Consider the following 20493-nt stretch of genomic DNA (forward strand, 5'->3'; position numbering starts at 1 on the left):
GGCCGATAGACCGTCCAGACACTCACAAGGCGGATCAGCGGACTGGGTCGTCGGAGCCCGACAGCTTCTGCGCCAGCCAGATCGGGATCACCGAGAGCACGATCAGGGTTGCGGCGACGACGTTGACCACCGGCGCCTGGTTGGGCCGGAACAGGTTGGCGAAGATCCAGATCGGCAGGGTCTGGCTGTTCGGCCCCGCCGTCAGCGTGGTCACCACGATCTCGTCGAAGCTGAGCGCGAAGGCGAGCAGGCCACCGGCCAGCAGCGCCGAGCGCAGCAGCGGGAAGGTGACCAGCCGGAACGTCGTCCACGGGCCTGCGCCGAGGTCGGCCGAGGCCTCGGTCAGCGAGCCCTGCAGCCGCCGCAGCCGGGCCTGGACGTTGTTGAAGACCGTCACGATGCAGAACGTGGCGTGCGCGATCACGATGGTGAGCATGCCGAGCTGGAGTCCCAGCACCGAGCCGAACATGTTGTTCAGCGCGACACCGGTGACGATGCCCGGCAGCGCGATCGGCAGGATGATCAGCAGCGAGACGACGTTGCGGCCGAAGAAGGCCCGACGTTGCAGGCCGAAGGCGGCCAGCGTGCCGAGCACCAGCGAGATCGCCGTGGCCAGCAGGCCGACCTCGACCGAGACCAGCAGCGCATGGCGTGCCCCGGTGGAGTGTGCCGCGGCGTCCCACCACTGGAAGGTGAACCCGGTCGGGGGCCACGCGAACGAGCGCGAGACGTTGAACGAGTTCACCACCACCAGCAGCAGCGGCGCGTAGATGAAGACCAGCACCACCGCGGTGGCCAGCCCGTAGAAGCCCTTCAGGCGCGAGGTCAGCATCAGAGGTTCTCCAAGGCTCCGGTGCGCCGCACGGCCCACAGATAGACCAGCATCACCACGACCGGGACGAACGACAGCGCCGCAGCGAACGGCAGGTCGTTGGCGGTGCCGACCGACTGGTAGATCACCCCACCGAGCACCTGGACCGGCCCGCCGACGATGCTGACCGCGACGTAGTCACCCAGCGTCAGCGAGAAGGTGAAGATCGACCCCGCGACCAGCGAGGGGAAGATCGCCGGCACGATCACCCGCCGGAACGTCGTCCCCGCCGAGGCCCCGAGATCGGCCGAGGCCTCCAGCAGCGAGCCCGGCAGCCGCTGCAGGCCGGCGTACACGGGAAGGATCATGTAGGGCAGCCACAGGTAGGACAGTGTGATCACCAGGGCCGGCAGCCCGTAGCCGACATGGATCCCGATCGAGCTCAGCGGTCCCTCGGCGGAGAACAGCGCCCGCCAGGCATAGGCCTTGACCAGGTACGACGCCCACAGCGGCATCAGAACGGCGATCACCAGGACCCGCTGCCAGCGGGCCGAGGCCACCTTCGCCATGAAGAACGCGATCGGCAGCGCCAGCACCGCGTCGATCAGCGTGACCGCGATCGCGATCCCGATCGTGCGCAGCGCGACGGTGCGGTAGACCCCGTCGGTGAGCAGCGTGGAGAAGTTGTCCAGGTTGAAGGTGTGGATGACCTGCGGGGTGTACTCGTTGACGGTCCAGAAGGCCGTCAGGAGCAGGGCAGCCAAGGCCCCGAGATAGGCGACGCCCAGCCACAGCATCGGTGGCGTCAAGAATGCCGCCGTCACCCAGCCCGCACGGGACCCTGGCTGCTTCGGCATCGATCAGCCCTTGATCTCGGTCCAGGCCTTCGCCCAGTCCGAGTACGGCACGCACGTGGTGTCGGTGCGGCCGTCGAGGCACTGGGAGATCGGCGTGGTCCAGTAGTAGATCTTCTTCGCGTACGCCTCGTCGCCGGCGTGGAAGGTGTCGCAGAACGTCGGGTCCTTGTCGACCGTCGCGATCGTGTCGCAGGCCTTCGCGTTGGCCGGAGCCTCACCGAAGTAGTACGCCGAGGCCGCGTTGCCCTCGGGCCCACCGATGTAGTCCAGCCAGGCGTAGGAGCAGTTCGGGTTCTTGGTCTTGGAGTTGATCATCCAGGTGTCCGACCAGCCGGTCGCGCCCTCGCTGGGGATCAGGCTCTTGATCGGCTTCTTGGAGGCCTCGATGCCGTTGACGATCACCTGCCACGACGTGCCCAGCACGTCGTCGCCCTTCTCGAAGGCGCTCTGCTGGGCGGCGTAGTTCGACCAGTACTCCCCCACGATCTTGCGCTGCCCCTTGAGCAGGTCGACCGCAGCGTCGAACTGCTTCTGATCCAGGGCATAGGGATTAGTGATCTTGAGCTCGGGCTTGGTGCTCATCAGCACCACGGCCGCGTCGGCGATGTAGATCGGACTGTCGTAGGCCGAGATCTTCCCGCTGTACGGCGAAGACGGGTCGAACATCGCCGACCACGAGGTCGGGGCAGGCTTGACCACGTTCGGGTTGTAGGTCAGCAGGTTGGCGCCCCAGCCCTGCGGCATGCCGTACATCTGGCCGTTGACCGAGTTGTACGACGTGTCCTTGAGGAACGGCTGGATGTCGGCGTAGTTCTTCAGCAGGCTGGTGTTGACCGGCTGGACGTAGCCGCCGGCGATCAGGCGAAGCGTCGCGTCGCCGGAAGCCGACACCACGTCGTAACCCCCGTTCTTCATCAGGTTGAGGGCCTCGTCGGAGGAGCCGAAGTACTTCACCGTGGCCTGGCACCCCGTCGCCTTCTCGAAGGGCGTCACCCAGTCCACGGCCTTGTCGGTGGAGCCGTCCTCGGCGTAGCCGGGCCAGGCCAGGATGTTGACGGCACCCTCTCCGGCACCCAGGGACTTCACCATCGGGACGTCGGGGGCGGTGAACCCGCCGCCGGCCTTGGTACCTTCGGAACCGGACGAGCCACAGGCCGAGAGCGCGAACGCCCCGGCTGCGACCACGGCGCCGGCCCGCACTGCGAGCGACTTCTTCATCAACTTCCTCCTTGGATGGGGGTCAGCGCTCAGGCTGTCCCGAGGGAAACCAGGTCGTCGGGCCGCCAGCAGACGGTGACGGGGGCACCACGCTCGACCGTGACGGCGACGTGGTCGGCGCGGGTGTTGGGCCGCGAGACCGTCACCGAGCCACCGCCGTCTAGCGCGACGATCGCGTGCGTCGAGGAGCCGAGGAAGACGATCTCGCTGACCGTCCCGCGGGCGCTCTGGTCACCGGGCTCCGGGGTGCCGAGGCGGAGTCGCTCGGGGCGGATCGCGACAGCGGTCTCGCGTCCGGTCAGCGCCGGGTCGAGCAGGTTGGAGGTGCCGACGAAGCCGGCCACGAACTCGCTGGCCGGGTGCTCGTAGAGCTCCACCGGCGAGGCGACCTGCTCGATCCGGCCGGCGTTGAAGACGGCGATCCTGTCGCTCATCGTCAACGCCTCCTCCTGGTCGTGGGTGACGAAGACGAAGGTGATGCCGACGTCGCGCTGGATCTCCTTGAGCTCGAGCTGCATCTGCCGACGCAGCTTGAGGTCGAGGGCGCCCAGCGGCTCGTCCAGGAGCAGCACGGTGGGTCGGTTGACCAGTGCCCGGGCCAGGGCCACGCGCTGGCGCTGCCCACCGCTGAGCTGGTGCGGCTTGCGGTCGCCGTACCCGTCGAGGCGGACCTGCGCCAGTGCTGCCTCGGCGCGCTCGCGGCGCTCCTTGGCGGGGACCTTGGCCACCCGCAGGCCGTACTCGACGTTGCCCCGCACGGTCAGGTGCGGGAAGAGCGCGTAGTCCTGGAACACGGTGTTGACGTCACGCAGGTGGGCCGGGCGGGTGGTGACGTCCTTCCCGCCGAGCTCGATGGTCCCGGCCGTCGGCGTCTCGAACCCGGCGATCAGCCGCAGCACCGTGGTCTTGCCCGAACCCGACGGTCCGAGCATGGAGAAGAACTCGCCCTCGCCGATCTCCAGGGTGAGGTCGTCGACCGCCGTGACGTCGCCGTACTCGCGCCGCAGGCCGTTGAGTCTGATCGCCATCGCGCCCATGCTTCTCCGCTCACCGGGGACTGAGAACTAAATCCTATGGATCCATATGTTAAGTCTGGTGGTAAACCATGTCAGCAGGTCGTGAAAAGTGCGACCGTGACATGCCGGCAGTCGGCCGAAAGGTGGAGCAGATGGGCGCTGAGGTTCGGCCCGCGCTGAGCCCGGCCCGAGCGGCGATCTTCTCCCCGATCGGCGACGAGGGCCGCGCCCTCCTGGTGGAGCGACGGATCGCCGAGGCGATCCACACCGGCCTGCTCAGTGACGGCGAGCGCCTCCCGACCGAGGCCGAGCTCGCCCAGCTCTTCGGCGTCGCCCCGGTCACCGCCCGCGAGGCACTGGTCGCCCTGCGCGCCGACGGCCTGGTCACCACCGTCCGTGGCCGCAACGGCGGCTCCTTCATCACCGCCCCGCACGGCGACGACATCACCCACCGCCGTCTGGCGGCGATGTCACGCGTCGAGTTGCGCGACCGGGCGAGTCAGTACCTCGTCGTGCTGACCGGCTGCGCCGAGCTGGCCGCCGAGCGGGTCGACCCCGACGAGGCCGAGTACATCCGCGGCCTGATCCCCGACCTCGACGACCCCGATGTCGGCGCCTGGCGCCGGGCCGAGACCGAGTTCTGGCTCGCCGTCGCGGCACTCACCCAGTCCGCACGGCTGACCCGGGAGGTGATCCGGCTCGAGGCCGACTTCGGCACCCTGCTCCGGCTCCCGCTCCAGGTCGCCGAGCACCGCGCCGCCACCACGACCCGGCTCACCGCCCTAGCCGATGCCCTCGAGACCGGTGCCGCAGCCGACGCCCGCCGACTCACCCGCGAGCAGCTGAAGGATGCGATCGAGGGTCTAGCCGACCTCCACGCCGCGATGCCATGATGCCCGAATGGTGCTGGCGACGGCGACGGGCGTGCAGGAGACGGTGCGCGCCGTCGAGAGCCACTTCAGCCGGATCTTCACCGAGCTGGCCCAGTGGCACGACGCGCTGAGCGAGCTCTTCGCCGCCGGCCCGGTGACCGCCGCGATGGCCTCGGCCGCCCTGATGGCACGCGCGATCACGTTCCTGGACGGCCCGCACCACGTCGTCGGCGGCGGCTTCGTCGCCTCCCGTGACGCCCTCGCCGACCAGTCGCTCTACCTCGCGTGGTGGCAGGGAGAGCACCGCCAGCTCCTCGCCGAGCCGGCCCTCAACGCCGCCACCCCGCTGGCCTACGACTACACCCGGCGCCCGTGGTTCTCGAACCCGGAGCGCACCGGTCGCCCGACCCTGACCGGTCCGTACGTCGACTTCGTCTGCACCGACGAGTACACCGTGACCGCGACGGTGCCGGTACGTGCCGCGGGCAGGATGGTCGGCGTCGTCGGGGCCGACACCCTGGTCGAGACGCTGGAGCGCGTGCTGCTGCCCGGCCTGCGCACCGTCGGCGCCACCCTGGTCAACGAGCACGGCCGTGCGGTGGTCTCCGCCGACCCGCACATCGGGCCCGGCGACCGGGTCACCGGGCACCCGCACCCGATCGGCGACCTCCCGCTCACCCTGGTGTTCCCCGTGTGAGTGTCTGGACGGTCTATCGACCGTCCAGACACTCACACGCCGAGGGCTCTCAGGTCCCGCGCCAGCCTGGCCGGGTCGTCGCGCAGCTCCCGCGCCGTGCACCGCACCACCACCCGTCCCGCACCGCTCAAGGCTCGTTGGCGAGCCAGATCCGCCTCCCACTGGTCGACGTCCATGTGGAAGAGCCCGTCGACCTCCAGGATCAGCGTCCGACCATCACTGAGTAGCCACTCACTGTCGGTGTAGCGCAGCTGGCCCTCGCTGTCGCGCCGCTTCACCTGCCGACGCGGTGCAGGGAGGCCGAACCGTCGACACACCCGGGTGAGGTCGATCTCGGCCAGTGACTGGGCGCCGCCGGCCATCTGGGTCAGCGCCTCGCGCAACAGCGGCGCCCTCCGCAACGGCGTCAGCCGGTCGAGCCAGTCCAGCAGGCCCTGAGGTGTCGCCAACCGCTGCTGCACCACTGCCGCGAGCAGCCCCTGCGCCGTCCTGGGAGAACGATCGCCGGCGGCGAAGAGCAGGACCGCGGGCTCGACGCGCAAGCGCGGCACCCCCGATTCGCCGCTGCCCATCGCCACCAGGTCCCGCCGCGACCGGGTATAGGTGACGCCCTGCATCCGTGGCGGCACCTGGTCGCGGTAGGGCACCAGCACCGCGATCTCGTCGCGTTGCCAGTTCTTCAGTCCGGCGTGTGCTGCCGCCGAGATCCCCGCCAGCCGCGCCCCCTCGCCACCGTGCAGCACCGCAGCCCACTGCTGCTGCTCCAGCGAGGGCGGGCCCGTGGTGGTGGCGATCACGGTCGGGGACAGCACCGCCCACCGATCCGTCCTGACCCGATGGCTGACCGCATCGGCGTCGACCCCGACCTCGCGCAGCTGCCGGCGGGTGACCACACCGGCCTGCCCCGCTGCCACCTCCCGCCACCGATCCATGCGCAGAAGGGTGCCGCAGATCAGCCAGGCCCGTCGGTCGTCCTCCACAGGCCCTGCCTTGTGAGTGTCTGGACGGTCTATCGACCGTCCAGACACTCACAACACGCTAGTGCCCGATGTAGCTCATCACGTGCTTGATCCTCGTGTAGTCCTCGAGCCCGTAGACCGACAGGTCCTTGCCGTAGCCGGAGTGCTTGAAGCCGCCGTGCGGCATCTCGGAGACGAACGGGAGGTGGGTGTTGATCCAGACCACACCGAAGTCGAGCCGCTTCGCCATCCGCATCGCCCGGCCGTGGTCCTTGGTCCACACACTGGAGCCGAGGCCGTACTTCACCCCGTTGGCCCAGCGCAGTGCCTCGGCCTCGTCTCTGAACCGCTGCACCGTGATGATCGGGCCGAAGATCTCGGACTGGATCTGCTCGTCGTCCTGGCGCAGCCCGCTCAGCACGGTCGCCTCGTAGAAGTAGCCGCCCTCGCCGCCGGCCACGGTGGCGCGCCGGCCCCCGGCGGCGATCTCGGCGTGATCGGGCAGCCGGTCAACGACGCCCTCGACCCGGGCCAGCTGGTCGGGGTTGTTGAGTGCCCCGAAGAAGGTGGAGTCGTCGTACGGCAGTCCGGTGCGGGTCGCGCGGGCGGCCTCGGCCAGGGCCGCGACGAACTCGTCGTGGACGGCATCGGCGACCAGCACCCGGGTCGCCGCGGTGCAGTCCTGGCCGCCGTTGAAGTAGCCGGCCTCCGCGATCGCGGCGGCGGCGGCAGCGAGGTCGGCGTCCTCGAAGACGACCACCGGGGCCTTGCCGCCGAGCTCGAGATGGACCCGCTTCACGTCGTCGGCAGCCGCCTTGGCCACCTCGATCCCGGCCCGCACCGAGCCGGTGATCGCGATCATCTGCGGCGTCGGGTGGACGGTCATCGCCCGCCCGGTGTCACGGTCCCCGGCGATCACGTTGAGCACGCCCGGGGGCAGGAACTCCGCGGCGATCTGGCCCAGCAGCAGGCTCGCGGCCGGGGTGGTGTCACTGGGCTTGAGCACGATCGTGTTGCCCGCCGCGAGCGCGGGGCCGATCTTCCAGGCCATCATGTTGAGCGGGTAGTTCCACGGCGTCACCTGGCCCACCACGCCGATCGGCTCGCGCCGGATGATGCTGGTGTGGCCGGCGAGGTACTCCCCCGCCGAACGCCCCTCCAGCGTCCGGGCCGCGCCGGCGAAGAACCGCAGGTGGTCGATGGTGGCCGGCATCTCCTCGGACTTGGTCAGGCCGTAGGGCTTGCCGGTGTCCTTGACCTCGGCCGCCAGCAGCTCCTCGGCCCGGTCCTCCATCGCGTCGGCGAGCCGGAGCAGCCGCTCCGAGCGCTCCCGGGGCGTGGTCTCGCCCCAGGTCTCGAACGCCTTCTCCGCAGCCCGGTAGGCACGATCGACGTCAGCCTCGCGCGAGAGCGGCGCAGCGGCGTAGACCGCCCCGGTGGCCGGGTCGACGACGTCGTAGGTCGCCCCGTCGGCGGCGTCGACGAGCTCGCCGTCGATCAGGTTCTGGAACTGCTGGTCAGCCATGCGTGGCACCTTCGTGGGTGGGGTCGGTCGGGTCAGCGCTGAAGACCAGGGTGCCACCGACCCAGGTCGCGACGACCCGGGTGGCGGCGATCTCGGTGGTCGCGGCGGCGAACGGGTCACGGTCGTGGAGCGCGAGGTCGGCGACGTACCCGGGCGCAATCCGGCCGGCGTCGTCACGGTGGTTCACCCAGGCGCTGCCCGCGGTGTAGGCGCTCAGCGCGGTCGCGAGGTCGATCGCCTGCTCGGGGTTGAGCGGCTCTCCCCCGTACGTCGGATCCGTGCGGTTGACCGCGACGTGCAGCGCCTGCCACGGGTCCGGGGTGGAGACGGGCCAGTCGCTGCCCGCCACCAGCCGGGCTCCGCTGTCCACCAGTGCGGCCCACGGGTACTGCCACCCGGCCCGCTCGGCACCGACCTGCGGGATGACCAGGTCGGTCATCTCCTCGTCGTGACAGGCCCACAGCGACTGGACGTTGGCGGCCACGCCGAGGGCACCGAAGCGCTCCCGATCGGCGGGCCTGACGAACTGGAGGTGGGCGATGTGGTGACGCAGGTCGGCCCCGGGGCAGGCGGCCTCGGCACCGGCCAGGGCGTCGAGCGCCTCGGCCACGGCGGCGTCGCCGATGGCGTGGATGTGGATCTGGAAGCCCTCGGCCGCCAGGGCCGGGGCCGCCTCGCGCAGCACGGCGGGGTCGACGAAGGAGTGGCCGCGGTTGTGGGTGGCGTGGCCGCAGCGGTCCAGGTACGGCTCGGCCATCGAGGCGGTGCCATTCTCCGGGACGCCGTCCTGCATCACCTTGATCGAGGTCGCCCGGAAGCGCCCGTGGCTGAGCGTGGCCCGCTTGTCCACCAGCTCGGGGATCTGCTCCAGACCCCGGTCACGGTCCCACCACAGCGCCCCGACCACGTCGGCGGTGAGGGCACCGGAGCGCGCGGCGGCGCGGTAGGTCTCACCGGCGTCGTCGACCCCGGCATAGTCGCCGATGATCGCGTCCTGCCAGCCCGTCACGCCGACGGAGTGGAGGTAGCGCTGCCCCTCGGCCAGCGCTGCCTCCAGCTCGGCGGCGCCGGTCGCGGGGACCAGCTGGGAGACGAGGTCCATCGCTCCCTCGTGCAGGGTGCCGTTCGGTACGCCGTCGGCGTCACGCTCCAGCCGGCCGTCGGCCGGGTCGAGGGTGTCGGCGGTGATCCCGGCGAGCCGCATCGCTGCGGTGTTGACCCAGGCTCCGTGATGGTCGCGGTTGGGCAGGAAGACGGGGCGGTCGGCCACCGCGGTGTCGAGCTCGGCCGCGGTCGGTGCCCCGCCGGGGAACGCCGCCATCGCCCAGCCGCCGCCCAGGATCCAGGGCAGGTCCGGGTGCGCGTCGGCATACGCCCTGATGGCATCGAGATAGGCCTGCCGATCCTCCAGGTGGCTCAGGTCGCAGCGGATCCGCTCCAGGCCGCCCTGGACGGCATGCACGTGTGCGTCGACGAACCCGGGGGTGAGCAGGCCGCCGCCCTGGTCGATCACCTGATCGGCTGCGGGCCGTTCCTCACCCACGGCGAGGATCCGATCGATCCGGCCGTCGACGACGAGCACGCCGCCGACGGCGTCGAGGTAGCGGTGTCCGTCGAAGACCGGACCGTTGCGGAAGAGGGTGGTCACCACGGGACCTGTCTATCAGGCCCACGCCAACTTCGCATCAGGACGGTGTTACGGAGTCGTGACAACGAAATCAGTTGTCTTCATCACCACCGGATACTGAATCGGTGGCTTTCGCGGGGATCGGGGCTACAGTGTCGTCATGGCTCTCGACTATGACCAGATGCAGCGCGCTGCGAAGGACAACCTGTGGATGCACTTCACGCGCCACTCGTCCTACCAGGACGCCGACGTGCCGATCATCGTCAAGGGCGAAGGTGCCTACATCTGGGACGCCAAGGGCAAGAAGGTCCTCGACGGTCTGGCCGGCCTCTTCGTCAACATGGCCGGTCACGGCCGCACCGAGCTCGCCCAGGCCGCTGCCAAGCAGGCCGAGGAGCTCGCCTTCCACCCGCTGTGGTCCTACGCGCACCCGGCCGCGATCGAGCTGGCCGCCCGGCTCGCCGAGGAGGCGCCCGGTGACCTCAACCGGGTCTTCTTCACCAGCGGCGGTGGGGAGGCGGTCGAGACCGCCTGGAAGCTCGCCAAGAACTACTTCAAGCTGGTCGGCAAGCCCGGCAAGCACAAGGTGATCTCGCGCGCGATCGCCTACCACGGCACCACCCAGGGCGCCCTGTCGATCACCGGCATCCCCGCGCTCAAGGAGCCGTTCGAGCCGCTGGTGCCCTCGACCTTCAGGGTGCCCAACACCAACGTCTACCGCGCCGGCGAGATCACCGGCGGCCTGCTCGACGGCTCCGACCCGGAGCGGTTCGGCCGCTGGGCCGCCGACCAGATCGAGATCGCGATCCTCGCCGAGGGCCCCGACACGGTCGCGGCCGTCTTCCTGGAGCCGGTGCAGAACGCCGGTGGCTGCTTCCCGCCGCCGGCCGGCTACTGGCAGCGCGTGCGTGAGATCTGCGACCAGTACGACGTCCTGCTGGTCTCCGACGAGGTGATCTGCGCCTACGGCCGCCTGGGCACGATGTTCGGCGCCCAGAAGTTCGACTACGTCCCCGACATCATCACCTCGGCCAAGGGCCTCACCTCGGGCTACTCCCCGCTGGGCGCGATGATCGCCTCGGACAAGCTGATGGAGCCGTTCCTCACCGGCGGCACGACGTTCTACCACGGCTACACCTTCGGCGGTCACCCCGTCAGCTGCGCCGTCGCGCTGGCCAACCTCGACCTCTTCGAGTCCGAGAACCTGCTCGGCAACGTGCTCGAGAACGAGGACGCGTTCCTCGCCACGCTCTCCAAGCTCAAGGACCTCCCGATCGTCGGCGACGTCCGCGGCTCGGGCTACTTCTACGGGATCGAACTGGTCAAGGACAAGGCCACCAAGGAGTCCTTCAGCGACGAGGACTGCGAGCGGATCCTCTACGGCTACGTCTCCAAGGCGCTGTGGGACAACGGCCTCTACTGCCGTGCCGACGACCGTGGCGACCCGGTGATCCAGCTCGCCCCGCCGCTGATCATCGGCCAGCGCGAGTTCGACGAGATGGAGCAGATCATCCGCACCGTCCTGGAGAAGGCCTCCACGATGCTCTGAGGCCGACCGCACGGAGCCAGGCAAGGCCCGGACCAGTTCGTCACCGAACCGGTCCGGGCCTTGCTCGTTCCGGCCTCAGGAGTCGAAGCCGAAGCCGAGCCGGTCCATCGACCTCAGGAACAGGTTGCGCCGCCCCTGATGGGCGTCGGAGGACTCCAGCGACTTCGTCATCAGCTTGATCCCGGTGTAGCGCAGCGGCTCGGGCGGGAACGGCAGTGGCTTGGAGCGCACCATCTCCAGGGCGGTGCGCTCGGTCGCCTCCCCGCTCAGCAGGTCGAGCATCACCTGCGCCCCGAAGCGGGTGGCGCCCACCCCGAGACCGGTGTAGCCGAGCGCGTACGCCACCCGGCCGCCGTACGCCGATCCGAAGAAGGCCGAGAACCGGGTGCAGGTGTCGATCACGCCCGCCCAGCGGTGCGTGAACCCGAGCCCCTCCAGCTGCGGGAAGGTGGTGAAGAACTGCTCGGCGAGCAGCTCGTGGGTGCGCCCGGCGGTCTCCAGCACCGGCGAGATCGCCGAGCCGTAGTGGTACACCGCGTCGTAGCCGCCCCACAGGATCCGGTTGTCCCGGGTGAGCCGGTAGTAGTGGAAGAGGTTCGCCGAGTCGCCGATCCCCTCGCGCCCCTGCCAGCCGATCGCTGCCATCTGGGCGTCGCTGAGCGGCTCGGTCATCAGCACGTAGTCGTAGACCGGCACCGTCATCAGCTTGAGCCGGCGCAGCAGCGGCGGGAAGGCGTTGGTGGCCAGCGCGACCTGCCCGGCCGTGACCCAGCCCGCCTCGGTCCGCACCTGCATCCCGGCACCGTCACGCTCGATCCCGGTGACCCGCGATCCCTCGTGGATCACGACGCCGAGGTCCAGGCAGGCCCGGCGCAGGCCCCAGGCCAGGCGGGCCGGCTCGACCAGGGCGGTCTCGTCGGGCAGCGCGATCCCACCGAGGTACGTCGGCGAGTCGACGCGTCCGCGCAGGGCCGCCTGGTCCAGCACCTCGTTCCTGACCCCGTGCTCGGCCATCGCGGCGGCGTACTCGACCAGTTCCTCGACCTGGTGCGGCTGGGTGGCCACGGCGAGCTCGCCGGTGCGCTGCCAGTCGCAGTCGATGCGATGCCGGGCGATCGTCTCCCCGATCTCGGCGAGGTTCTGGGCACCGAGGCGGTCCAGGGTGGCGAGCTCGTCGGGCCAGCGCTCCAGACCGTTGCCGAAGCCGTGGGTCAGGCTGGCCGAGGCGAAGCCGCCGTTGCGACCGCTGGCCTGGTCACCGCACTGGCCGCTCTCCAGCAGCAGTACCGACAGGTCCGGGAACCGCTCGCGGGCCAGCAGCGCCGTCCACAGCCCGGAGTAGCCACCGCCGACGACCACCAGGTCCGCGCTCGCCTGTCCCACCAGGGGCGGCAGCGGGTCGGGGCGGTCAGGGTCGTCGAGCCAGTACGGGAGAGCGTGCGCCTCCCGCAGAGCGGCATGCATGGTCAGGCCTTTCGCCGTCGGGAGGAGAGCAGTTCGCCGGAGACCACGATCGCGATCGCCAGCACGAACATCACGGTACCGATCACGTTGACCTGCATCGGCAGACCGCGCAGGGCGGCACCCCAGACGAAGATCGGGAACGTGGTCACGGTGCCCGCGTTGAGGTTGGTGATGATGTAGTCGTCGAAGGAGAGCGAGAACGCCAGCAGCGACGCTCCGAGGATGCCCGGGAAGACCAGCGGGAAGGTGACCCGCCAGAACGTCTCGGTCTCGTTGGCGTACAGGTCCATCGCCGCTTCCTGCAGCGTGTCGTCGAAGCCCGCCAGCCGGGCCTTGACCGTGACCACCACGTAGGAGAGGCAGAACGCCACGTGGGCGATGATGATCGTCACGTAGCCGAGGTGGCCGCCCTGACGCAGCGCCACGAAGAAGGCCAGCAGCGAGGTGCCCATCACGATCTCGGGGGTCGCCATCGGCATGAACAGGATCGTGTTGCTCGCACTGCGCCCGACGAACCGGTGCCGGACCAGGGCGAAGGCGGCCAGGGTGCCGATCACGGTGGCGATCAGGGTCGCGACCGCGCCGATCCACAGCGAGGTCACCACCGAGGAGCACATCTGGGCCGGCTTGCAGACGTGCAGCCAGTTGTCGAAGCCGAAGCCGTACCACTGGTACGTCGTCTTCTTGCCGTGCTCGATGTTGAAGCTCATCGCGGCCACGACGACGTTCGGGATGTAGAGGTAGGCCATCACCAGCAGGCCGAGGAAGCCGATGATGTTGCCCCGGATCCACCGGATCACGTTGAGGATCGGGGCCCGGCCCTCCAGCCACCGGCTCGACTCCGAGGTGGAGATCAACGCCAGCGAGGCTGCGCTCGCCACGGCCCACAGGCCGGCGATCACGGCGGCGACGTCGTACCCCAGGTTGGCCAGCTTCACGGTCAGGATCACCAGCAGCACGACGGCCGCGGCACCGAAGCCGAAGAGCCGGTCGCGGGCGCCGGTGTCGTCGGCCAGGGTCTTGTTCGCCGAGCGCACCCCGAGGGCGGCGACCACGGCGAGGGCGACCAGCACCAGCATCAGGAAGCCGAACGCCGGTCCGGCGAAGTTCAGCGAGGTGCCGTCGACCTGGTAGCGCCGGATCGAGAGTCCGACGGCACTGGCGATCAGGGCCACGGCACCGGCGGCGCTCAGCGCCCGGGCGATCTGGACGCCCCAGTACAGGCTGGCGGGGCGTCGCATCGTCTCCGTCATCTGAGGAGTGCTCACAGCAGTTCCTCCGTCCCCGCCTTGCGGATGTAGACCAACGTCGAGACCAGGATGACCATCAGCAGGATCACCGAGAGCGCGCCTGCGGAGGCGTAGTCGCCACCGGAGGTGAAGAGACTCTGGATGTCGGAACCGATCACCCTGTCGTTGGTGCTGCCGAGCAGCTGGGCGTTGATGTAGTCGCCGACTGCGGGGATGAACGTCAGCAGGGTCGCGCTCACGATGCCGGGCATGGTGAGCGGCAGGGTCACCTTGAGGAAGGCACGGAACGGGCTGGCGTAGAGGTCGCCGGCGGCCTCGATCAGGCGCTGGTCGACCTTCTCCACGCTGGCGTACAGCGGCAGGATCGCGAACGGCAGGAAGTTGTAGGTCAGACCCGCGATCGCCGCCACCGAGGTGGCCAGCAGGCGCCCGTCGGCCGGCATCAGGTGCAGGTCCTTGAGTGTGGTGACCAGCCAGCCGTGGTCGGCCATGATCAGCTTCCAGGCGTTGGTGCGGATCAGGAAGCTGGTGAAGAACGGGGCGACCACCATCACCAGGACGACGTTCTTCCAGCGCCCGGTCTTGAACGCGATCGTGTAGGCCAGGATGTACCCGAGTACCAGGCACAGCGCGGTGGCGATCAGCGCCCACCACACCGAGCGCCACAGGTGCGGACCGTACTCGCTGATCACGTGCGGGAAGTTCCCGAAGTGCCACGACATCGAGTAGCCGGTGAGCACCGACCCGTTCGGGTCGTAGAGGCTGGTGGCGATCAGGGACAGGAACGGCACCAGGAAGAAGAGCAGGAGCCAGATCCCTGCCGGCAGCAGCAGGAAGTACGGAAGCTTCTTCGAAGTGCGCATCATTCCTCCCCGATACCGGCGGAGGCGTCCTGGTCGGGCGGGAGCAGGAAGGCGAACTCGGGACGCCAGGAGAAGTCCACCGACGTGCCCGGGGCCATCACGCCCCGAGCGCCGGTGTTCTGCTCGAAGGCCGAGATCTCCTGGCCCCACGCGGTCTTGACGACGTACTGCGTGGAGACGCCGATGAAGCTGGTGTCGACGATGGTGCCGCCGGTGAAGTGGTTGCCCGGCGCGTCGATCGGCTCGCCGGCGGGCGCGACCAGGACCTTCTCCGGGCGGATGCCGACCCAGCCCTCACCGGAGGTGACCCGGGCCCGCTCGCGCGGGATGGAGACCACGGTGCCGGCCATGTCGACGCTCACCACGGCAGCGCCGGCGTCGGTCCCCTCGCCACGGACGGTGCCACGGATCAGGTTCGACTGGCCCAGGAAGTTCGCGACGAAGGTGGTCTGCGGGTTCTCGTAGAGCTCGGTGGGGGTGCCCATCTGCTCGATCCGCCCGGCGTTCATCACCGCGATGGTGTCGGCCATCGTCATGGCCTCCTCCTGGTCGTGGGTGACGTGCACGAAGGTGAGGCCGACCTCGGTCTGGATCCGCTTGAGCTCCAGCTGCATCTGGCGCCGCAGCTTGAGGTCGAGGGCACCGAGCGGCTCGTCGAGAAGCAGCACCTCGGGCTGGTTGATCAGCGCCCGGGCCAGCGCGACCCGCTGCTGCTGGCCGCCGGAGAGCTGGCCGGGCTTCTTCCGCGCCTGAGTGTCGAGCTCGACCAGCTGCAGCATCTCGGTGACGGTGCTGTCGGTGTTCTTGATCCCCCGGCGCTTGAGGCCGAAGGCGACGTTGTCGGCGATCGAGAGGTGCGGGAAGAGGGCGTAGTTCTGGAAGACGGTGTTCACCGGCCGCTTGTACGGCTTCTCGTAGGTGATGTCGGAGCCGCCGATGGTGATCGCACCGGCGGTGGGGATCTCCAGCCCGGCGATCATCCGCAGCGTCGTGGTCTTGCCGCAGCCCGAGGGACCCAGCAGCGCGAAGAAGCTGCCTTGGGGGACGACCAGGTCCAGCGGGTGCACCGCGGTGAACCCGTTGGTGTAGGTCTTCTCCAGCTGGGAGAGCTGGAGGTCGCGGGAGTCAGACGCCTGAGACATGGGTGTAGTCCCTTTCGTAGTCACGGATCTGGGCCTCGGTCAGTGACATGAAGCCGTGGGTCTTGGCCAGGTAGGCATCGTCGGGCAGGATCAGGTTGGCCAGAGCCGGCTTCGCCAGTACGTCGGGGTCGAGCTCCTCCATGAAGGGCCGGATCCCCTGCACCGGGCTGACGTAGTAGTTGTAGTCGGCGAGCTTCGCCGCGACCTCGGGCTCGTAGTAGTAGTTGATCCACTTCTCGGCGAGCTCCTGATGCTGGGCCAGGTTCGGGATCAGCATGTTGTCCGACCAGATCATCATCCCCTCCTCGGGGACAAGGAAGCCGAGGTTCGGATCCTCCGACGCGGCGATGTCACCCGACCACGCCGTGCACGCCACGACGTTTCCCGACGTGAGGTCGTCGGTGTACTCCTGACCCTGGAAGGCGCGGATCTGACCATCGGACTTCGCCTTCTGCAGGAAGGCGATCGCCTCCTCCCACTGCGCCTGGGTGAACTTCTCCGGGTCGTAGCCCAGGGTCAGCAGCACCAGCCCGATCGTGTCGCGCATCTCGGTCAGCACTGAGACCTTCCCCTTGAGGTCGGGGCGCGTCAGCATCTCCTTGATCGTGCGTGGCGGATTCTTGATGTACTTCTTGTTGTAGCCGATGCCGGTGAAGCCCGCCTGCCACGGTGCGGAATACTTCCGCTCCGGGTCCCAGGTCGGCGCCTTCAGCGAGGAGATGATGTTGGCGTGCAGGTTGGGCACGTTCGCCGGGTTGTACTGCTGGACCCAGCCCATCTGGATCATCCGTGCAGCCATCCAGTCGGTGAGCATGAACATGTCACGCCCCGTCGACGCGCACGAGCCGAGCTGGTTGACCACCTTGTTGAAGAACACCACGTTGTCGGTGACGTCGGTGTGGTAGTTCACCTTGGCGCCGTACTTCTTCTGGAAGCCGGTCAGCGTCGAGACGTAGTCGTTCTTCGGATCGTCGGCGTCGATGTAGAGCGGCCAGTTGCTCACCGTCAACGTCGGGTCGCTGGCGGAGATGTCCTTGGCCGTGCAGGTCGCCGGGTTTTGGTGCCGGTCCGGGGTCGAGAAGAGCGGCAGCGAGGCGATCCCCGCGACGCCGAGCAGCGCCGCACCTCCGCCCGCGACGACAGTCCGGCGGCCGACACCCGCTCGGGGCACGATTGGCTGACTCAAGTCTCCCCCTCACTGCGTGTCCGGCTCGGGGATCCCACGATCACCCGGGTCATCGGATCGTTGCATGACACCGCTGTCACGACAAGCGATTCCGTCGCTAGGAAACATAAAAGCAACGAACTGCGAAGAACCGTGGGGTGCAAACTGCGGAAAACATCATCCACAATGGGCGCATGTCCCGAGACCTGACGCGCGACCGCTCGAAGGCGACGATGCCCCTGGATGACGTCAGCAAGGCGATCATCGAGCAGCTCCAACAGGATGGACGACGATCCTACGCCGCGATCGGCAAGGTCGTCGGCCTGTCCGAGGCGGCAGTGCGCCAACGGGTGCAGCGACTCACCGAGTCCGGGGTGATGCAGGTCGTGGCCGTGACCGACCCCCTGCAGCTGGGCTTCGCCCGCCAGGCGATGGTCGGCCTCAAGGTCACCGGCCAGCTCGAAGGCGTCGCCGACGCGCTCGAGGCCCTCGACGAGGTCGACTACGTGGTGATCACGGCCGGCCCCTACGACATCCTGGTCGAGGTGGTGTGCGAGTCCGACGACCACCTGCTGCACTTGCTCTCCACCCAGATCCGCACCATCCCGGGCGTGGTCAGCAGCGAGACCTTCATGTACCTGCGACTCCAGAAGCAGGTCTACAACTGGGGTGTGCGATGAGCCGGTACGACGACCTGTCGCTGTGGCACGCCACCGCCGGCGACCCACTCCTGCCCCGGCCGGCCCTGTCCCGGGACCTGACCTGCGACGTCGCGATCGTCGGCGCCGGGTTCACCGGGCTCTGGACCGCGCTCTACCTCGCCCAGGCTCGCCCCGATCTGCGGATCGCGGTGATCGAGAAGGAGATCGCCGGCTTCGGCGCCTCGGGCCGCAACGGCGGCTGGGCCTCGGCGCTCTTCCCCGCCGGACTCGCCACCCTGGCCCGGATGGGGAGCCGCGACTCGGCGCTCGCGCAGCACCAGGCGATGCGGGCCTCGGTCGACGAGGTGATCGCCCAGGCGAGCGCGCTCAGCATCGACGCCGACATCGCCAAGGGCGGCACCATCGTGCTGGCCCGGTCCGCACCCCAGGCGGCACGCGCACGGGCCGAGGTGGCCGACGCCCGGTCGTGGGGCCGGGGCGAGGACGACGTACGGCTGCTGTCGGAGTCCGAGGCGCGGGCGCTGCTCAACGCCACCGACACCGTCGGTGGCACCTTCACCCCCGACTGCGCGGCGATCCACCCGGGCAAGCTGGTCCGCGGGCTGGCTGCGGCGGCGGAGGCGCACGGCGTCACGGTCTACGAGGGCACACCCGCCCTGGAGATCGGCGACCACCGGGTCCGCACCCCCGGCGGCACCGTGAGCGCCGACGTGGTGGTGCGGGCCACCGAGGGCTACACCGCCACCCTGCCGGGCCACGAGCGCGACGTGATCCCGGTCTACTCCCTGATCATCGCGACCGCGCCACTGCCGGCCTCGGTCTGGGACGAGATCGGGCTGCGTCGCCGCGAGACGTTCAGCGATCACCGCAACCTGATCGTCTACGGCCAGCGCACCGCCGACGACCGGCTGGTGTTCGGCGGTCGCGGCGCGCCGTACCACTTCAACTCCGCGATCACGCCGGGCAACGACCGCGACGAACGGGTCTTCGCCTCGCTCTACGCCACCCTGATCGAGATGTTCCCGGTGCTGCGCGGCACCACCGTGACGCACTCCTGGGGCGGTGCGCTGGGGATCGCGCGGGACTGGTGCGCCTCGGTCGGGCTCGACCGGGCCACCGGCCGGGCGTGGGCCGGAGGCTACGTCGGCGACGGCGTCACCACCACCAACCTGGCCGGACGCACGCTGCGGGACCTGATCCTGGGTGAGACCACCGGGCTCACCACCCTGCCCTGGGTCGACCACCGCTCACCGCGGTGGGAGCCCGAGCCGTTGCGCTGGCTGGCGGTCAACGCCGGGCTGCGCACGATGACGTTCGCCGACACCGAGGAGCGGCTCAGCGGTCGACCCTCGCTGGCGGCACGGCTGATGGCGCCGTTCCTGGGCGGTCACTGAGCCGCTGCGGTCCCCCGGGTCGCCCAGGCCCGTTCGATCGGGACCGGGCGGCCGAGCACGTTCTCGGCGGCGCGGTGCCCGGAGTAGAACGCTCCCGCCACCGTGGCCGGGTCGTCGGTCCAGGTGGCCTCGCCCGCCAGGTGCAGCACGCCCCCGATCGGGACGGCGAGGGCGTCGTGGTCGGCGGTCGTCGCGCCGGGGCGCATGAAGGCGTACGACCCGAGACTGAACGGGTCACGCCACCAGTCGGTCACGGTGACGTCGATCGGTTCGGGCACGCCGGCGCCGTACAGCCGACGCAGCTGGACGAGCACCGAGGCCGCGACGTCGCGGTCGCTCCATCCCCGGATCTCCCGAGCGGCCGGGCCGGCGGCGAAGGTGAGCAGGGTCGGGGTGCCGTCCAGCGCGGTCAGGTCGTACCAGGAGTGCCACCACCGGCCCTCGGGTCCGAGCTGGCGGATCACCCTGACGTCGTCGTCCCAGAACCGCTCCTCGAACCGGAGCACGACCTTCTCGAAGGCGTTCATCTCCAGCCGGTCCAGGGCTGCGGCGTGGGCGGCGGGCAGCGGCGGGTCCAGGGTCAGGCCATCGGCCTGGAGCACCCCGACCGGCACCGTCACCACTGCCTGTCGGGCGGCGATCTCCTCCCCGGCCCGCACCTCGACACCGTCAGCCTGCCAGCGGACCTGGGAGACCTCCTCCCCCAGCCGTACGTCGATCCCGCGCGCCAACGCGGCGGCCAGGGCGTCATAGCCCTGCGGGAAGACGACCTCGTCGCCCTCGACCTGGTCGTCGTCGAGGCCGTGCGCGGCCAGGTCCGCGATCCAGACGCCGTACTGCTCCTCGGCGCGGTGCTCGAGGAACTCCCGCACCCGTGCCGTCCGCTCCGCGGGCCAGCCCATCAGGGCCAGTGCCGCGTCGGTGACGTCGCGATAAGTCGCCTCGGGAGCCGACGTCGCGACCACCTCGACCAGGGCCGCGTCCAGGGCGTGCACGTCGGCGGCGAAGGCGTCCTGCTCGGCCTCGGACAGGCGGTGGCCGTCGGGACCGAGGTAGGCCATCGGTCGGCCGTCGACCTGGTAGGAGCCGACGGTGAGCTCGACGGTGGGCAGCCCGAACGCCGCCGCGGCCTCGGCGACCGCACTGCCGGTGATGCCGTGGATCCAGGAGGCGCCGCGGTCGGTGACGTGGCCGTCGCTGCGCTCGGACCAGACCCGGCCACCGATCCGGTCGCGGGCCTCCAGGACGACCACCCGCTGGCCGGCGTCGGCGAGCAGGCGAGCGGTGACCAGACCGGCGATGCCGGCTCCGACGATGACGGTGTCGACCTGTTCCACGTAGCGACATTAGTGGCTCGTGTCAGAAGTTTGGGGATGGTTGGCGTGCTCGGGGTGCGTGCCTCGCAAGGCGGAGGACCGAAGG

Annotated in this window: 18 protein-coding genes; 5 read left to right on the forward strand and 13 right to left on the reverse strand. The window is 69.6% G+C overall.

Features of this window, described 5'->3' with window-relative positions; translation table 11 throughout:
- Positions 1-34 precede the first annotated feature (34 nt).
- From Q1V88_RS11395 to Q1V88_RS11410, 4 genes are read right to left on the reverse strand one after another with little or no spacing between them, the layout of a single operon-like run.
- Positions 35-832, reverse strand: coding sequence for an ABC transporter permease (locus Q1V88_RS11395; protein ID WP_300681313.1), 798 nt, complete (start codon positions 830-832; stop codon positions 35-37).
- Positions 832-1668: an ABC transporter permease gene (locus Q1V88_RS11400; RefSeq protein ID WP_300681314.1), complete on the reverse strand. Its 837-nt coding sequence runs from the start codon at positions 1666-1668 to the stop codon at positions 832-834. The genes Q1V88_RS11395 and Q1V88_RS11400 overlap by 1 nt, the downstream gene beginning before the upstream one ends.
- 3 nt (positions 1669-1671) lie before the next feature.
- Positions 1672-2886 (reverse strand): ABC transporter substrate-binding protein, encoded by a 1215-nt coding sequence (locus tag Q1V88_RS11405; RefSeq protein WP_300681315.1) that lies wholly within the window; start codon positions 2884-2886, stop codon positions 1672-1674.
- A gap of 29 nt (positions 2887-2915) precedes the next feature.
- Positions 2916-3914: an ABC transporter ATP-binding protein gene (locus Q1V88_RS11410; protein WP_300681316.1), complete on the reverse strand. Its 999-nt coding sequence runs from the start codon at positions 3912-3914 to the stop codon at positions 2916-2918.
- Positions 3915-4054: 140 nt separating this feature from the next.
- Between Q1V88_RS11410 and Q1V88_RS11415 the strand changes: the two genes are divergently transcribed.
- Together Q1V88_RS11415 and Q1V88_RS11420 are read left to right on the forward strand one after the other, a co-directional pair.
- Positions 4055-4795 carry a GntR family transcriptional regulator gene (locus Q1V88_RS11415; RefSeq protein ID WP_300681317.1) on the forward strand — a complete coding sequence of 247 codons (741 nt, stop codon included), beginning with the start codon at positions 4055-4057 and terminating at the stop codon, positions 4793-4795.
- A gap of 7 nt (positions 4796-4802) precedes the next feature.
- Complete coding sequence (locus Q1V88_RS11420; RefSeq protein WP_300681318.1) at positions 4803-5471, forward strand: cache domain-containing protein; 669 nt, start codon at positions 4803-4805, stop codon at positions 5469-5471.
- Between the two features lie 32 nt (positions 5472-5503).
- Here the strand turns inward: Q1V88_RS11420 and Q1V88_RS11425 are convergent, their stop codons facing one another.
- The 3 genes from Q1V88_RS11425 to Q1V88_RS11435 all read right to left on the reverse strand — a co-directional run bounded on the left by Q1V88_RS11425 (position 5504) and on the right by Q1V88_RS11435 (position 9606).
- On the reverse strand, positions 5504-6403 hold the full coding sequence (locus tag Q1V88_RS11425) for a hypothetical protein (RefSeq protein WP_300681319.1): 900 nt from the start codon (positions 6401-6403) through the stop codon (positions 5504-5506).
- 106 nt (positions 6404-6509) lie between these two features.
- Positions 6510-7955, reverse strand: a complete 1446-nt coding sequence (locus tag Q1V88_RS11430; protein WP_300681320.1) for an aminobutyraldehyde dehydrogenase — start codon at positions 7953-7955, stop codon at positions 6510-6512.
- Positions 7948-9606, reverse strand: coding sequence for an amidohydrolase (locus Q1V88_RS11435; protein ID WP_300681321.1), 1659 nt, complete (start codon positions 9604-9606; stop codon positions 7948-7950). Before Q1V88_RS11435 ends, Q1V88_RS11430 begins: the two co-directional genes overlap by 8 nt.
- Before the next feature lie 136 nt (positions 9607-9742).
- On the opposite strand from Q1V88_RS11435, the gene Q1V88_RS11440 reads away from it, so the two are divergent.
- On the forward strand, positions 9743-11131 hold the full coding sequence (locus Q1V88_RS11440; protein WP_300681322.1) for an aspartate aminotransferase family protein: 1389 nt from the start codon (positions 9743-9745) through the stop codon (positions 11129-11131).
- A 75-nt stretch (positions 11132-11206) separates the two neighbouring features.
- Here the strand turns inward: Q1V88_RS11440 and Q1V88_RS11445 are convergent, their stop codons facing one another.
- Genes Q1V88_RS11445 through Q1V88_RS11465 form a run of 5 tightly spaced genes read right to left on the reverse strand, consistent with a single transcriptional unit; the run spans position 11207 to position 17036 of the window.
- Positions 11207-12595, reverse strand: a complete 1389-nt coding sequence (locus Q1V88_RS11445) for an FAD-dependent oxidoreductase (RefSeq protein ID WP_300681323.1) — start codon at positions 12593-12595, stop codon at positions 11207-11209.
- Between the two features lie 2 nt (positions 12596-12597).
- Positions 12598-13863: an ABC transporter permease gene (locus Q1V88_RS11450; protein WP_300681324.1), complete on the reverse strand. Its 1266-nt coding sequence runs from the start codon at positions 13861-13863 to the stop codon at positions 12598-12600.
- Positions 13860-14708 (reverse strand): ABC transporter permease, encoded by an 849-nt coding sequence (locus Q1V88_RS11455; RefSeq protein ID WP_300681325.1) that lies wholly within the window; start codon positions 14706-14708, stop codon positions 13860-13862. The genes Q1V88_RS11450 and Q1V88_RS11455 overlap by 4 nt, the downstream gene beginning before the upstream one ends.
- Positions 14708-15850: an ABC transporter ATP-binding protein gene (locus tag Q1V88_RS11460; RefSeq protein WP_300681326.1), complete on the reverse strand. Its 1143-nt coding sequence runs from the start codon at positions 15848-15850 to the stop codon at positions 14708-14710. Before Q1V88_RS11460 ends, Q1V88_RS11455 begins: the two co-directional genes overlap by 1 nt.
- A complete protein-coding gene (locus Q1V88_RS11465; protein ID WP_300681327.1) occupies positions 15834-17036 on the reverse strand; it encodes a spermidine/putrescine ABC transporter substrate-binding protein in 1203 nt (400 codons plus the stop codon). The genes Q1V88_RS11460 and Q1V88_RS11465 overlap by 17 nt, the downstream gene beginning before the upstream one ends.
- Positions 17037-17209: 173 nt before the next feature.
- Here Q1V88_RS11465 and Q1V88_RS11470 point away from each other — a divergent pair, with 173 nt between their 5' ends.
- Both Q1V88_RS11470 and Q1V88_RS11475 read left to right on the forward strand, forming a co-directional pair.
- On the forward strand, positions 17210-17695 hold the full coding sequence (locus tag Q1V88_RS11470; RefSeq protein WP_300681328.1) for an Lrp/AsnC family transcriptional regulator: 486 nt from the start codon (positions 17210-17212) through the stop codon (positions 17693-17695).
- The gene (locus Q1V88_RS11475; protein ID WP_300681329.1) at positions 17692-19071 is read left to right on the forward strand and encodes an FAD-binding oxidoreductase; all 1380 of its coding nucleotides are present in this window, start codon (positions 17692-17694) and stop codon (positions 19069-19071) included. Before Q1V88_RS11470 ends, Q1V88_RS11475 begins: the two co-directional genes overlap by 4 nt.
- Here Q1V88_RS11475 and Q1V88_RS11480 read toward each other — a convergent pair.
- Positions 19065-20408 (reverse strand): NAD(P)/FAD-dependent oxidoreductase, encoded by a 1344-nt coding sequence (locus tag Q1V88_RS11480; RefSeq protein WP_300681330.1) that lies wholly within the window; start codon positions 20406-20408, stop codon positions 19065-19067. The genes Q1V88_RS11475 and Q1V88_RS11480 overlap by 7 nt on opposite strands.
- Positions 20409-20493 lie beyond the last annotated feature (85 nt).

Origin of the sequence: Nocardioides sp. (assembly GCF_030150155.1) — a bacterium.
GTDB lineage: Bacteria > Actinomycetota > Actinomycetes > Propionibacteriales > Nocardioidaceae > Nocardioides.

Excerpts from the sequence above, each read along its gene's own strand:
- Q1V88_RS11395 (WP_300681313.1), bottom strand. The coding sequence starts at position 832 with ATGCTGACCTCGCGCCTGAAGGGCTTCTACGGGCTGGCCACCGCGGTG.
- Q1V88_RS11400 (WP_300681314.1), bottom strand. The coding sequence starts at position 1,668 with ATGCCGAAGCAGCCAGGGTCCCGTGCGGGCTGGGTGACGGCGGCATTC.
- Q1V88_RS11405 (WP_300681315.1), bottom strand. The coding sequence starts at position 2,886 with ATGAAGAAGTCGCTCGCAGTGCGGGCCGGCGCCGTGGTCGCAGCCGGG.
- Q1V88_RS11410 (WP_300681316.1), bottom strand. The coding sequence starts at position 3,914 with ATGGCGATCAGACTCAACGGCCTGCGGCGCGAGTACGGCGACGTCACG.
- Q1V88_RS11415 (WP_300681317.1), top strand. The coding sequence starts at position 4,055 with ATGGGCGCTGAGGTTCGGCCCGCGCTGAGCCCGGCCCGAGCGGCGATC.
- Q1V88_RS11420 (WP_300681318.1), top strand. The coding sequence starts at position 4,803 with ATGGTGCTGGCGACGGCGACGGGCGTGCAGGAGACGGTGCGCGCCGTC.
- Q1V88_RS11425 (WP_300681319.1), bottom strand. The coding sequence starts at position 6,403 with ATGGATCGGTGGCGGGAGGTGGCAGCGGGGCAGGCCGGTGTGGTCACC.
- Q1V88_RS11430 (WP_300681320.1), bottom strand. The coding sequence starts at position 7,955 with ATGGCTGACCAGCAGTTCCAGAACCTGATCGACGGCGAGCTCGTCGAC.
- Q1V88_RS11440 (WP_300681322.1), top strand. The coding sequence starts at position 9,743 with ATGGCTCTCGACTATGACCAGATGCAGCGCGCTGCGAAGGACAACCTG.
- Q1V88_RS11445 (WP_300681323.1), bottom strand. The coding sequence starts at position 12,595 with ATGCATGCCGCTCTGCGGGAGGCGCACGCTCTCCCGTACTGGCTCGAC.
- Q1V88_RS11455 (WP_300681325.1), bottom strand. The coding sequence starts at position 14,708 with ATGCGCACTTCGAAGAAGCTTCCGTACTTCCTGCTGCTGCCGGCAGGG.
- Q1V88_RS11460 (WP_300681326.1), bottom strand. The coding sequence starts at position 15,850 with ATGTCTCAGGCGTCTGACTCCCGCGACCTCCAGCTCTCCCAGCTGGAG.
- Q1V88_RS11470 (WP_300681328.1), top strand. The coding sequence starts at position 17,210 with ATGTCCCGAGACCTGACGCGCGACCGCTCGAAGGCGACGATGCCCCTG.
- Q1V88_RS11475 (WP_300681329.1), top strand. The coding sequence starts at position 17,692 with ATGAGCCGGTACGACGACCTGTCGCTGTGGCACGCCACCGCCGGCGAC.